Origin of the sequence: Enterococcus sp. 5H (assembly GCF_028128615.1) — a bacterium.
Lineage (GTDB): Bacteria > Bacillota > Bacilli > Lactobacillales > Enterococcaceae > Enterococcus_L.
The window spans coordinates 171102-183821 of sequence record NZ_AMDP01000002.1 but is presented as its reverse complement, the minus strand read 5'-3'; the positions used below and the strand labels follow the sequence as shown (position 1 = coordinate 183821).

The 12720-nt window shown below is 35.2% G+C and carries 12 protein-coding genes and 1 riboswitch; of the genes, 4 read left to right on the top strand and 8 right to left on the bottom strand.

From position 1 onward, the window contains the following. Positions 1 to 148 precede the first annotated feature (148 nt). The 7 genes from C240_RS01080 to rimP all read right to left on the bottom strand — a co-directional run bounded on the left by C240_RS01080 (position 149) and on the right by rimP (position 6053). The gene (locus C240_RS01080) at positions 149 to 616 is read right to left on the bottom strand and encodes a MarR family transcriptional regulator (RefSeq protein ID WP_271489556.1); all 468 of its coding nucleotides are present in this window, start codon (positions 614 to 616) and stop codon (positions 149 to 151) included. 134 nt (positions 617 to 750) lie between these two features. Further along, entirely contained in the window at positions 751 to 1098 is a 348-nt protein-coding gene (rbfA, locus tag C240_RS01075) for a 30S ribosome-binding factor RbfA (RefSeq protein WP_271489554.1), read from the bottom strand. A 33-nt stretch (positions 1099 to 1131) separates the two neighbouring features. Further along, a complete protein-coding gene (gene infB / locus C240_RS01070) occupies positions 1132 to 3654 on the bottom strand; it encodes a translation initiation factor IF-2 (protein ID WP_271489553.1) in 2523 nt (840 codons plus the stop codon). 12 nt (positions 3655 to 3666) lie between these two features. Beyond that, positions 3667 to 3969, bottom strand: coding sequence for a L7Ae/L30e/S12e/Gadd45 family ribosomal protein (locus tag C240_RS01065; RefSeq protein WP_271489552.1), 303 nt, complete (start codon positions 3967 to 3969; stop codon positions 3667 to 3669). Then, the gene (gene rnpM, locus C240_RS01060) at positions 3962 to 4258 is read right to left on the bottom strand and encodes an RNase P modulator RnpM (protein ID WP_271489551.1); all 297 of its coding nucleotides are present in this window, start codon (positions 4256 to 4258) and stop codon (positions 3962 to 3964) included. Before rnpM ends, C240_RS01065 begins: the two co-directional genes overlap by 8 nt. Before the next feature lie 24 nt (positions 4259 to 4282). After that, entirely contained in the window at positions 4283 to 5458 is a 1176-nt protein-coding gene (nusA, locus tag C240_RS01055; protein ID WP_271489549.1) for a transcription termination factor NusA, read from the bottom strand. Between the two features lie 121 nt (positions 5459 to 5579). Then, positions 5580 to 6053 carry a ribosome maturation factor RimP gene (gene rimP / locus C240_RS01050; protein ID WP_271489546.1) on the bottom strand — a complete coding sequence of 158 codons (474 nt, stop codon included), beginning with the start codon at positions 6051 to 6053 and terminating at the stop codon, positions 5580 to 5582. Between the two features lie 424 nt (positions 6054 to 6477). On the opposite strand from rimP, the gene rnhC reads away from it, so the two are divergent. Then, a complete protein-coding gene (gene rnhC, locus C240_RS01045) occupies positions 6478 to 7416 on the top strand; it encodes a ribonuclease HIII (protein WP_271489544.1) in 939 nt (312 codons plus the stop codon). A 96-nt stretch (positions 7417 to 7512) separates the two neighbouring features. Here rnhC and budA read toward each other — a convergent pair whose 3' ends face one another. After that, positions 7513 to 8223, bottom strand: a complete 711-nt coding sequence (gene budA / locus C240_RS01040; RefSeq protein ID WP_271489541.1) for an acetolactate decarboxylase — start codon at positions 8221 to 8223, stop codon at positions 7513 to 7515. 554 nt (positions 8224 to 8777) lie between these two features. Next, positions 8778 to 8947: riboswitch (M-box (ykoK) riboswitch) on the top strand. A 254-nt stretch (positions 8948 to 9201) separates the two neighbouring features. On the opposite strand from budA, the gene C240_RS01035 reads away from it, so the two are divergent. Genes C240_RS01035 through C240_RS01025 form a run of 3 tightly spaced genes read left to right on the top strand, consistent with a single transcriptional unit; the run spans position 9202 to position 12519 of the window. Continuing rightward, positions 9202 to 10128 carry an LCP family protein gene (locus C240_RS01035; protein WP_271489538.1) on the top strand — a complete coding sequence of 309 codons (927 nt, stop codon included), beginning with the start codon at positions 9202 to 9204 and terminating at the stop codon, positions 10126 to 10128. After that, a complete protein-coding gene (locus C240_RS01030; RefSeq protein ID WP_271489535.1) occupies positions 10125 to 11312 on the top strand; it encodes an FtsW/RodA/SpoVE family cell cycle protein in 1188 nt (395 codons plus the stop codon). The genes C240_RS01035 and C240_RS01030 overlap by 4 nt, the downstream gene beginning before the upstream one ends. Beyond that, entirely contained in the window at positions 11302 to 12519 is a 1218-nt protein-coding gene (locus C240_RS01025; RefSeq protein ID WP_271489533.1) for an FtsW/RodA/SpoVE family cell cycle protein, read from the top strand. The genes C240_RS01030 and C240_RS01025 overlap by 11 nt, the downstream gene beginning before the upstream one ends. Positions 12520 to 12720: the final 201 nt, after the last annotated feature.

The window sequence follows — 12720 nt, the reverse complement described above, 5'->3', positions numbered from 1 at the left end:
CTTAAAAATATTATGTTTCCTAAGAAACATAACCATCATACAACTATATTGTTTCCTTGTCAACAATATTTTTTTTAAAAAAAACGTGGTGATAATATTATCACACGTTTACACAATTTTATGTTTTTTTTTCTGCATACTAAAACACTCATTTACGATCTATATTCAGCTTCTCGATTTCTTTATCTAAATGATGGCTGTAATTTTCCAAAAAAACAAGCATTGCATTATATTGTTTATCTGTTATTTGATTAAAAACAGCTTCGTCTCGTGCTTGAATCTCTTGATGAAGTTTTTCATGTGTATTAAAAACGACTTTCCCTTGCTCCGTTAGTTTAAAATAAATTTCTTTTTTGTTATCAGCTTTTTGGTAACTTTCAATCGAGCCTTTTTTTAAAAGTTTTTTCGTTATTTTGCTGATTGCGCCTCTAGTCATAAATAAAGATTCCGCAAGTTTGGTAACATTTGTATCTTTATTTTTCCCGATAAATTCGATACAGTGAACTTCAGAAGGTTTATATTCATTTAGTTGTTCTTCCATTTTTAGTTTATCAAGCCAAGATTTTTTGTTAAATAACTCTCTGACACTTAATAGAACTTGGTCTTTTTTGTCCATGACTTTTCCTCCAATAGATTCACGTTATGTACAGTATATTGAATTTCATGATTTATTTCAATCTATAATAACGGTTATTTTTGGTAAAAAAAGCTGAGCTGGAACTAATAAATAGTTCCAGCTCAGCTTTTTACCTATTCTTGATTCAACTTACGAATCAATTCGTCAATATGATTTCCATATTGAACAGATTCGTCTTTTTCAAAGATTAGCTCTGGCGTTTTATATAATGTTAGACGCTGACCTAATTCTTTGCGAATCAATCCTTTTGCTTTATCCAATCCTTGTTGCGCTTTTTGTTGATCAGAAGCTAGATCAGATAACAAACTGTAGTAAATCGTTGCTTGTTGCAAGTCGCCAGTCACACGAACATCGGTAATAGTAATACCTTCTACACGAGGATCTCTTACACGTTTTCTCAAAATATCATTGATTTCACGCATGATTTCTTGACCTACACGACGGTCACGATAATTTGCCATACTGTTGCTCCTTCTTTCTATATTTTAGTATTTTTACTTTTTAATTTCTTCCATTACAAAGCCTTCGATAACATCATCAACTTTAAGATCGTTGAAGTTTTCGATCATTGCGCCACATTCAAAGCCAAGTTTAACTTCTTTAGCATCATCTTTGAAACGTTTCAAACTAGCTAGTTTACCTTCTAAGATTACGATACCATCACGAATTACACGAACTCCGCTATCACGGCGAATGAATCCTTCTGTTACGTAACACCCAGCAATTGTACCGACTTTAGAAACTTTGTATAATTCACGGACTGCCATTTGACCTGTAATTTTTTCTTCAAACTCAGGATCAAGCATTCCTTTCATCGCTGTTTCAATTTCTTCAATTGCTTTGTAGATGATACGGTGCAGACGAATATCTACTTCTTCTTGCTCTGCTTGTTGTTTTGCTTGCGGTGTCGGACGAACGTTAAATCCAATAATAATCGCATTACTTGCTGCAGCTAAAGTAACATCACTTTCATTGATAGCACCAACTGCTGAGTGAACGATCTTAACTCGAACGCCTTCAACATCGATTTTTTGCAAACTAGCAGCTAAAGCTTCAGCTGTACCTTGAACATCAGCTTTGATGATGACATTTACATCTTTCAATTCGCCTTCTTTAAGACTTTCAAACAAGTTGTCAAGGGTTACTCGGTTATTTGCTGAACGTTGTTCAAGAACTGCACGTTTACCACGTTCTTCACCAGCTTGACGCGCTGTTTTTTCATCTTCAAAGACTACGAAACGGTCTCCTGCTTGAGGTACATCATTTAATCCAGTAATCTCAACTGGAGTTGCTGGACCTACAGCTTTATCACGACGACCAATATCATTTGTCATCACACGTACACGACCAAATGTATTACCAACAACAATCGGATCTCCAACTTTTAGCGAACCTTGTTGAACAAGTAATGTCGCAACTGGACCTTTTCCTTTGTCTAAACGAGCTTCGATAACTGTACCAATCGCACGTTGAGTTGGGTCAGCTTTCAAGTCTTCTACTTCAGCAATTAATAGAATATTTTCAAGTAACTCATCAATATTTTGATTAAATTTCGCTGAGATGTTTACGAAGATTGTTTCTCCGCCCCATTCTTCTGGGATTAAGCCATGTTCACTTAATTCTTGTTTTACGTGATCTGGATTTGCACCTGGCTTATCCACTTTGTTAACCGCTACAATAATTGGCACTTCTGCAGCTTTCGCATGGTTAATCGCTTCAATCGTTTGCGGCATTACACCGTCATCAGCAGCTACTACTAAAATAGTAATATCAGTGATTCCAGCTCCACGCGCACGCATACTTGTAAACGCAGCATGTCCAGGAGTATCCAAGAAAGTAATTGGTTTGCCGTCAATATCAATTTGGTAAGCACCGATATGCTGAGTAATACCTCCAGCTTCACCAGATGTTACTCTTGAATTACGTAACGTATCCAACAGAGTTGTTTTACCATGGTCAACGTGACCCATGATTGTTACAACTGGCGGACGAGTTACAAGATTTTCTTCTACCAAAGCTTCTGGTTCAAAGAATTTATCAATATCAGCTACATCAACTTGGACTTTTTCTTGTGGTTCCATGCCGTAGTCAACAGCTAAAAGTTCAATTGTTTCTTTATCCAATGATTGATTTTGGTTGACCATAACACCCATCATGAATAATTTTTTGATGATCTCTGCTGGTTCGCGGTGAATTTTTTTCGCAATATCTGCTACATTCATACCTTCTGTATATTCTAAAACATCAGGTAATTCACGGAATTTACGTGCTGGCACTGCAGGTTTTGTTGATTCTTGATATTTACCTTTTTTACCTTTTTTGTTGAAACGATTACGGTTTTGGTTATTATAACCGTTACGGTTGCGATTTTGTCCGCCTCCGCCAAAGCTGTTGTTGCGGTTTCCGTAGTTACTGTTGTTGTTATTATTCGTACGATTTTGATTATTTTGTCCTTGGTTCGTGTTTTGAGTGTTATTTTGCGTATTTCTATTTTGAGTGCTTTGGTTGTTTTGATTACTACGATTTTGGTTATTCTGTTGTCCTGCTTGTGCTGGACGATTTTGTTGCCCTTGGTTTGGACGATTTTGAGTCATATTTTGGCTGCTTCCTTGTGTATTTCGATTTTGGTTATTACGATTTTGATTATTTTGTTGTCCTGCTTGTGCCGGACGGTTTTGATGTTGTCCATTTTGCGGTGGACGCTGTTGGTTATTTTGTTGTTGCGGTCTGTGTTGATTTTGGTTTGGCTTTTGCCCGTTTTGGTTAGCTGGCTTTTGATTTGCTGGTTTTCCATGTGGTTGGCTGTTTTGTGCAGTTTGTGGTTTAGCCATCGGTTTTTGTTGTGAACTTGCTGGTTTGTTTCCTCCGAATGATTGACGAAGTTTTGACTCTTCATCAGAGGAAATTGCGCCCATGTGATTTTTCACATCCATGCCTAGTGCATGTGCTTTCTCCACTACGTCTTTGCTCGATTGATTGATTTCTTTTGCTAATTCATAAATTCTCTTTTTCCCCATGCAATCACCTTCCTAACCTTTGATTAGTTCCTTGAATTTAGTCGCAAAACCTTGATCGTTGATTCCAATAACCATACGTGTTCTACCGATTGCATGGCTAATCTCCGATTGGACGAACGAGTCATCCCAAGGAACATTGTAATAAGAACATTTGTCCTTAATTTTTTTTCTTGTATTTTCACTAGCATCGGCGGCAACAAAGACAAATTTTGCTTTGCTGCTGCGAATATCACCAATGGTCAATCCTTCACCAGTCACTAGTTTTCCAGCTCTCATTGCCAAACCTAATAGATTTAATACTTTTTCTTTATTCATTGCCAAACAGCTCTTTACGGGCTTTTTGATGTTCAACGTAGTCTAATAATTCTTGATAAAACTCATCAGTCAAAGCTGTTTCTAGTACACGATCAAGAATATGTTTATCCCACGCATCTTGAACTTCTTTAGGCTCTAAAGCCACATAGGCACCGCGTCCCGGCATTTTACCAGTAGGATCAATCGCTACTTCACCTTCTTTAGAACGCGTGATTCGCACTAATTCTTTTTTAGGTTTCATTTCACCTGAAACAACAGACTTACGCATCGGGACTTTTCTTTTTTTCATGTTGTTCCCTCCAGTACGTTAGACTTATTCTTCGTTTTCTGCTGCTTGTTCTTCAAATTCAACATTTTCATAATCATCTGCAGTCATATCTGATTCTACAATTTGTTCATCATAAGCTTCTTCTTCAGGAGTTCCTTCATTCTCAGCTTGTTGAGCGTAAAATGCTTCCATTTCAGACTCAGGTTTAATGTCGATCTTGAAACCAGTTAGTTTAGCTGCTAAACGAGCGTTTTGACCCCGTTTACCAATCGCTAATGATAATTGATAATCTGGTACAACAACCGTACAAGCTTTATTATTTGTAGGATCAAAAATAACATCTACTACTTGTGCTGGATTTAATGCATTACTAATGAAGATTGCCGGATCTTCGTTCCATTCAACGATATCCATGTTTTCACCTTTTAATTCATTAACAATCGCTTGCACACGTTGACCTTTTGGTCCCACACAAGTTCCTACAGGGTCAATGTTTGGATCAGTTGAGCGAACGGAAACTTTTGAACGGTCGCCTGCTTCACGAGCAATACTTACAATCTCTACAATACCATCATACACTTCCGGAATTTCTTGTTCAAATAATCGCTTCAATAAATCTGGATGGCTGCGACTTACAAAAACTTGCGGACCTTTAGATGTATTTTCAACTCTTGAAACGTATACCTTAATACGGTCATGAGGTTGATAAAATTCATTTGGCATTTGGTCTTGTTTTGATAAAACAGCTTCGATTTTACCTAAATTCACGTAGATATAACGGCGGTCTTGTCTTTCAACAATTCCTTGCATAATGTCATTTTCATAGGCACTAAACTCGTTGTAGATAATATTTCTTTCAGCTTCACGAACACGTTGTAAAATAACTTGCTTAGCTGTTTGTGCTGCAATCCGACCAAAATCTTTCGGTGTTACTTCAAAACGGATTTTATCACCGATTTCGTAAGCTTTGTTGACCTCCATTGCATCTTTCAATGAAACCTCAAGTTGTGAATCAAATACTTCTTCTGTTACTTCTTTGACTGCATAAACGTGAATGTTGCCTTTTTTTGAATCAAATTCAACTTCTACGTTTGTTGCTTGTCCATAATGTCTTTTGTATGCAGAAACTAACGCTGCTTCCAATGCTTCAATCACTGTTTCCTTAGAAATACCTTTTTCAGCTTCTAATGCATCCAATGCATTCAACATTTCTTTGCTCATTTTTTTATATTTCCTCCTACTGTATTAAATGAAAGTTGAACAGAGCTGTTTAACCTGTCTAGGTTTAACTTTGCAGCCCGCTGTAAACAAAAATGTCAATTTTTGTTTAGTATTTTATTGCTTAAAATTGAATTGCCAAACGAGCTTTTGCAATGTTTTTTCGTTCAAATGTATAGTCTTTGACTCTTGTTTTAATTTTAACTGTCAAGGTCAATTGATTTTCGTCAACTGATTTTAGAGTACCTTCGAATTGTTTTTCGCCGTCAATTGCTTGGTATAGTGATACATGAATATATTCACCAACTGCTTGTTCATAATCTTTTTCCTTTTTCAACGGACGTTCAGCTCCCGGAGAGGATACTTCTAAAAAGTAAGCCTGCGGAATAGGATCAGGGTTCATAGCGTCAAGTTGCTCACTAAGCTGCTCACTGACAAATGCGCATTCCTCAATATCAATGCCGCCTTCTTTATCAATAAATACACGGAGAAACCAGTTCTTACCTTCCTTGACAAACTCTACTTCTACAAGTTCAAAATTTTGTTTTTCTAAGATTGGTGTGACTAACTCGGTAACAGTTTCCACAACACTACTCAAAATTTTCGCCTCCTTACGAGATTTATGTAACGACGTACTAGTTATGAAAAGCGGAATAAATCGTTTTGCCACAAACTAATTGCTGGCAATTACAAAGCGAGGATATCGTTACATTTTTCTATTCAGTCCTCACTATTTAGCTAATGCAAATGAATTATGAAAGGATATCTAAATTGACCCTTTCGAATCCGAAAAACCAGCAGCTAAAGCATTCCTTTTCATGTTATTCCATTAAAAAGAGTGAGCAGAAATCCGCTCACTCCGACTAGTATCATTACTTACAAGTTATTTTACCACATATTTTCTGAAAACTCAAATTTTCATTATTAATTGGCTCTTCTATTCATTTTCTCACCAGACAGCTGCTTCCTTTTTTTATTCTTTTGTTTTACTATAGATAAGAAAAGTCGAAAGGAGCTCAAAGATGTCTCAAACACATGTCATTAAAGTAACTAAAGATAAAATGAATCAAATGCGTGTATCTTATGAAAAAAATCGTTTAAATAAAAATATCCCTTATACTGATTTTATTGCAAAAGTTGGTACTACAACGATCACTGCTTACACATCAGGCAAAGTGGTTTTTCAAGGACCAGATGCTGAGCGTATTGCCGCTAAATGGGGCATTTCAACGTCAAGTAAAAGTTCCAAATCTTCATCTACTAGTAAAAAAAACAACACCAACACATTACCAGCAAATTTCAGTCAACTCTCTGTTTTAGGTAGTGATGAAGTTGGTAATGGTAGCTATTTTGGACCTGTTACTGTGTGTGCTGCTTATGTTGATAAAGATATGGTAGCGAAATTAAAAGCCTTAGGTGTTAGAGATTCCAAAGAATTGACTGATCCACAAATTATCAATCTTTCAACAGTCATAAAAGAAATAATTCCGTATAAATTACTCATTGTTGAGCCAGAAAAATACAATCAAATACAACCTAAATACAATGCTGTTCATATGAAAGTTGCACTGCATAATCAAGCAATTTATTTACTATTAAATGAACTTGCACCCATAAAGCCAGATGCCATTTTAATTGACCAATTTACTCCAGAGGCTAATTTTAAAAAATACGTTAAGAGTGAAAAAAATCAAGTAACTGAAAAGCTTTATTTTATAACAAAAGGAGAGCAATATCATGTGGCTGTAGCTGCCGCTTCGATCATTAGTCGTGCCGCATTCCTTGAAGAACTAGACAAAGAATCTGCAGAATTGGGGATAAAGGTTCCCTCTGGTGCTGGCAGTACTGCAGATAAAATCGCGGCAAAAGTTTTAGAAAAAGGCGGTATGGAACTGTTAAGTAAATACACGAAACTTCATTTTGCTAACACTGAAAAAGCAAAACAACTTCTTAAAAAATAGAAAGTGGACCACTCCCAAAAGTTAGACCTGAAAATCTAGCTTTTGGAGTTTTTTTGTATAACAAAATTTGTTCGCGCCGCTCTTTTTTATTTACTCTTATTCAGTTTGTTGAATTTCTTTATCTAAGTCTGCATAATCTATGGATGTATGGATAAACGTCTCATCATTTTTAGGAAAGTGTTGTAGTAAAGAATCCATTGCTTGAATTTCTAAAATACCAGTTTCCAATGTATAATCCATCAAATGTCCACCAAATGTCAGTTCATCATCAATGAAATGCAAATGAAAGTCTGCAGCTGCGACACCTTGAAACAACTCTGGTGTAAAAAAACCAACAATGGTGCCTGTTACATTTTTTTTAATAAATTCGGGTTGATCTTTTGACACTTCTACCAAACGTTTATACGGTTTTTGTTGTCTCGGCATTACACGTATATGAACCTCTTTAAAGTTTCCGTGCAGCTTAATTGCATGAAAAAGGTTTTCGCTTTTCAATTGTTTTCTTATTAATTCACTAATTTTATGATTGTCACAAGCTTCAATATCAGATCGAAGTGTTGGATTAAATGTTGTAACTGCTACATAAGGAGTTTCGATTTCGCCATCTAATTCAAGCAACGCTCCATCTTCTCTTCCTTGAAAAGCTTTTCCATCTAAAATGATTAGCTCTCCGTCAAGACTGGATAATGTCCCGATACCAAAATCACCTTTTTTTAGAATATTGTCGATTGTTTCTGTGCCATCCATCAGTCCTGCCATCAAGGCACCTAAAGTTCCATGTTGATATAAAATTGCTTCTTTTGTCAATTCGCTCACCCTTCTAATAAAATTGATTCGGTAAAATTGTTACGTCCAATTTTTCATTCTCTTGATAATCAATTAAATATTCATCATAAATGGTTCATCTATTTTGAATCCTGTAACAAACACTTCATTTACTTTTCCAAAGTTCCACACATTTTCTGTACTAGTCTATTTCCAAGTTGTGACAATACGATTAAGGTTTTAAATATAACAATAAAATTATTTTTAAAGCAAAATAATAGTACAGTCAAAATTTCTGTTTCATTCCATTTTTAGTATAGCACTCGTTAAATTTTTTGTTTAATCATTTGTTTTAAAATTATTTTAAAACAACAAATCTTTCTTAAAAAAAAATTAAGAAATAAAAAAATGTTAATTTATCTATTTATTTTGACACTATTTATTGTTATTACGTTTAAAAGCCTATTTCACAACGATATCTAGTATAAAAACTTTTAAATAACGAAAGTTCTTTTCTCTTGGCTTTTTCTATTATGAAAAAATTAAGCTTTATGGCATTGACTTAAGTCGTTTTTTTTACTATATTTAGGACGATCTAAATAACTTGTTAGGTGAGGCTCCTATGGAAACACAGGCTACTGCTCAAAAATGTCGAAAGACAGGCATGGGTAGGACAGGAATTGTCGAATTAAGGCTTTTCACAAAGTAGCTAAAAGCGCAGCTTTTTACGTTTCATAGTGCTAAAACTCAACGATGAGAATGATGGAAAGCTCTATTTGTGCTGTAATCAATCCCCTTCGCTGAGTATTTTTTCAGCGAAGGTTTTTTGTTTTTGATCACTTTTTTTGGCAAATTTTTATTTAATTAGCTGGAGATGCCTAAGCTAATTTACAATTTACCTATTTGTCAATTTTATCATTTAAAACAACAGCCTACAGAACTTTTCCCCGTGCACTCACTATCGACTCCTTAATCCAACTTTATTTAATGATCAATAAAATGATTAGCGAGGAATACAAAATGAAAAAGACAGGTAAAATAATTATTGGACTTACTTTATTTATCCTCTTGATTTTCACAGCAATTGGAAGTTACGCCGTTATTGAGTTCAACAGTGGAAAAAAACAAGCACAAACATCCATAAATAAAACAAAAAATCAAAATTTTTCTGGAGATCAACGAACGGATATGAAAGAAATTTCCATCATGATAATTGGTGATGATGGTCGTGAAGATGATGAAGATGGCGGTCGCTCAGACACCCTGATGGTTGCTCATTATAATAGAGAAACAAAGCAGCCAAAACTGATTTCAATCATGCGTGATTCTTATGTTGAAATTCCAAACCATGGTTTAGAAAAAATTAACGCAGCATATGCTTATGGCGGAGCAGAATTAACAAGACAAGTACTCAAAGATTCTTTTGATTTACCAATTAACTACTACATTTCGCTTAATTTCAACCACTTTATCCAATTGATTAACGAACTTTATCCAAATGGTGTTGAAATTGATGCCGAAAAAGATATTAATTTAGATAATGTGGACATTAAACAAGGTGCTCAAGTGATGGATGGTAATACTTTACTTCAATATGCTCGTTTTAGAATGGACGAAGAAGGTGATTTTGGTCGTATTAGGAGGCAGCAGCAAGTAATGGATGCTTTAGCTAAACAAGCAAAAAATGCTGTTCCAATTACTCAATTACCTAAAATCGCAGGTCAAGCTATGGGGTTTCTAGATACAAATATCCCTTCTGAAACGTTAATTTCTTTAGCAAAAGACTTTCTATCAGGGAAGGTTAAAAACTTAGAAACTTTGTCCGTTCCTGTTGAGAATAGTTGGTCATTTAATGATTACACTGATGCTGGCAGTGTTTTAGAAATTGATGAAGAGCAAAATAAACAAGCAATTCATGCTTTTTTAGCTGAAGGAGAACAAAAATGAAGTGGTCGGCAAAGGTTTCTAAGTTACATTATATAGACTATTACATTCTAATTCCTTATTTAGTCTTATGCGTGATCGGTATCTTAATGGTTTATAGTTCCAGCTCCTATCAATTTTTAGATACTGATTTAAGCCCAGCAAGCAAAGCTATTAAACAAAGCTCATACTTTCTTTTTAGTTTAATTTGTATGAGTATTATTTTTCGAATCAATTTGAAAGTACTGCGAAAACCACAAACGATGAAAATTATCCTTTTTGTAACGTTTCTTTCATTGATCGCTTTACCATTCATTGGAACGACTGTTGGTGGTGCGAAACGCTGGATCAATTTGGGCGTAATGCTGTTTCAACCATCAGAATTAGTTCCTTTAGTCCTTGTACTTTATTTGTCTTCTACTTTAACAAAGTCAAATAAACTAGTTCCTTTTTCGTTTAAAGATTATCGTAAAGCTTTTTACGTTTCGCTTTTCTTTATGTTTTTGGTGGCTGTACAGCCCAATGTTGCTGGTGCCTCAATGATCTTCATTTTAGTTGCGGTATTTTTCTTATCTAGTGGTTTGTCGCCAATTTTTATGTCATTAGCCTTAATTTCATTCGTTGTTATCAAACGACTCGGAACAATTTTGCTGCTTTCGATTCCGACAAATTGGATGCCGCAAAAATTTAGTTATTTAGTTACACGTTTTGAAGTTATGCAAAATCCTTTTGTTGATCCGACGGGTATCGGATTTCAAACCTCTAACGCTTATTACGCTATGCATAACGGTGGTTTTTTTGGACGAGGATTAGGAAACAGTATCCAAAAGAAAGGCTTTTTACCTGCAGCAGATACTGATTTTATCTTTGCTATTGTAATTGAAGAGTTGGGGCTGATCGTTTCATTAGGTATTCTGTTCCTTGTTTTCTTCATTGCGGGTCGTCTATTTTTACTAGCTATTCGTTCAAAAATTTTGTACTATTCTTATCTTTATATCGGTTGTGGAACATTAATTTGTTTGCAGGTTTCTGTAAATATCGGCAGCTTGTTAGGGTATATTCCAATGACAGGTTTAACTTTTCCATTCATTAGTTATGGTGGTTCTAGTCTGTTAATCTTGAGTATTACATTGGCTATCGCTCTCAATGCTCGTGGTACCGAAATAAGAGAAAAAGAAATGACTCAGGAGGGCATTTATGAGAAATAAGTTAGCACCTAAAAATGAACCTGTCAATTATGCTCTGCTTTTACCTGTTTTTCTTTTAATACTTATTGGTTTTGTTGCACAATACGGTGCTTTTAAGGCTGATCCAGCCATTGAATCCTTTGATCCTTTACTAAAAAAACAGTTAGCATGGACCATTTTGGGCTTTATCTCAATGTTTATTACAATGTTTATCCCGATTAGATATCTATGGAAATTTACACCAGCTATTTACGCCCTTTCTTTAGGTTTAATGAGCCTTTTAATTCCTTTTCATGATCCGGTAATGTCTGCTGCTACAGGTACAAAACGCTGGGCTCGAATCGGACCATTTTCATTCCAACCGTCAGAATTTGTGAAGTTAGGCTACATTTTGATGTTAGCTTATATCATTACTAAAAGAAGGCAAAAAACATCTGATCAGGCGACATTAAAAGACGACTTTCGCTTACTAGGAGAAATGGTTCTTGTAAGTTTGCCTGTGATGGCTTTAATGTTTTATCAAAAAGATTTTGGAACCAGTTTGGTTTTTATGTCCATTTTTGTTGGGATGCTTTTAGTTTCAGGCTGTTCTTGGAAAATTTTAGGTACTGGATTTGCCGCCCTGACCGCTCTTGGTGTAACTGGAATTCTATTGGTTTTAACAGAACAAGGGCAAAAAATCCTTTCATTTCTTCACTTTAAACCCTATCAGTTTGACCGCATTCATGCCTGGCTAAATCCCTTTGAATATGCTGATTCTATTTCCTTTCAGCAAGCACGAGGTCTAACTGCGATTGGTTCGGGTGAAATGCTCGGCAAAGGTTTATCAAATTTAGAAGTTTATGTTCCAGTGCGAGAATCTGATATGATCTTTACCGTTATTGGTGAAGCATACGGTTTTGTTGGGACCTGTATTTTGATTTTGTTATTCTTCTATCTGATTTATCAAATGTTGATTTGTACATTAAATGCGAAGCGAGAATTCTATGCATATATTACTACCGGAGTTATTATGTATTTCTTATTTCACATTCTTGAAAATATCGGCTCTAATATTGGATTACTTCCTTTAACAGGTATCCCGTTACCCTTTATCAGTCAAGGTGGTAGTGCTTATCTGGCAAACTTTATTGCGATCGGTTTGATTCTCTCAATGTATTATCAGAAAGAAAAAACAGACATCTATCTTCCAAAAGAAAAAGAATTTGTACGCGTTAAATCAACTTAGCTACTTGAAAATCTTTAAAATAAATGCTAAATTTTCCCTACTCCATAGGACGGGGCAGTTTATAACTATTATTTAGTTGTGGTAAAGTCATTTAATAGATTCGTCTATCAAATCGAACTGAAATTACAGGCCTATGTATACATTTGTGTACTTAGGTCTTTTTTTGTACCTGAGGGGAAAAAAAGAAAGTAGGTTTAGTTT

What these genes read in the sequence shown, in the direction of transcription:
- C240_RS01080 (WP_271489556.1), bottom strand. Translation starts at nt 616, where the DNA reads ATGGACAAAAAAGACCAAGTTCTATTAAGTGTCAGAGAGTTATTTAAC.
- rbfA (WP_271489554.1), bottom strand. Translation starts at nt 1,098, where the DNA reads ATGGCAAATTATCGTGACCGTCGTGTAGGTCAAGAAATCATGCGTGAA.
- infB (WP_271489553.1), bottom strand. Translation starts at nt 3,654, where the DNA reads ATGGGGAAAAAGAGAATTTATGAATTAGCAAAAGAAATCAATCAATCG.
- C240_RS01065 (WP_271489552.1), bottom strand. Translation starts at nt 3,969, where the DNA reads ATGAATAAAGAAAAAGTATTAAATCTATTAGGTTTGGCAATGAGAGCT.
- rnpM (WP_271489551.1), bottom strand. Translation starts at nt 4,258, where the DNA reads ATGAAAAAAAGAAAAGTCCCGATGCGTAAGTCTGTTGTTTCAGGTGAA.
- nusA (WP_271489549.1), bottom strand. Translation starts at nt 5,458, where the DNA reads ATGAGCAAAGAAATGTTGAATGCATTGGATGCATTAGAAGCTGAAAAA.
- rnhC (WP_271489544.1), top strand. Translation starts at nt 6,478, where the DNA reads ATGTCTCAAACACATGTCATTAAAGTAACTAAAGATAAAATGAATCAA.
- C240_RS01035 (WP_271489538.1), top strand. Translation starts at nt 9,202, where the DNA reads ATGAAAAAGACAGGTAAAATAATTATTGGACTTACTTTATTTATCCTC.
- C240_RS01030 (WP_271489535.1), top strand. Translation starts at nt 10,125, where the DNA reads ATGAAGTGGTCGGCAAAGGTTTCTAAGTTACATTATATAGACTATTAC.
- C240_RS01025 (WP_271489533.1), top strand. Translation starts at nt 11,302, where the DNA reads ATGAGAAATAAGTTAGCACCTAAAAATGAACCTGTCAATTATGCTCTG.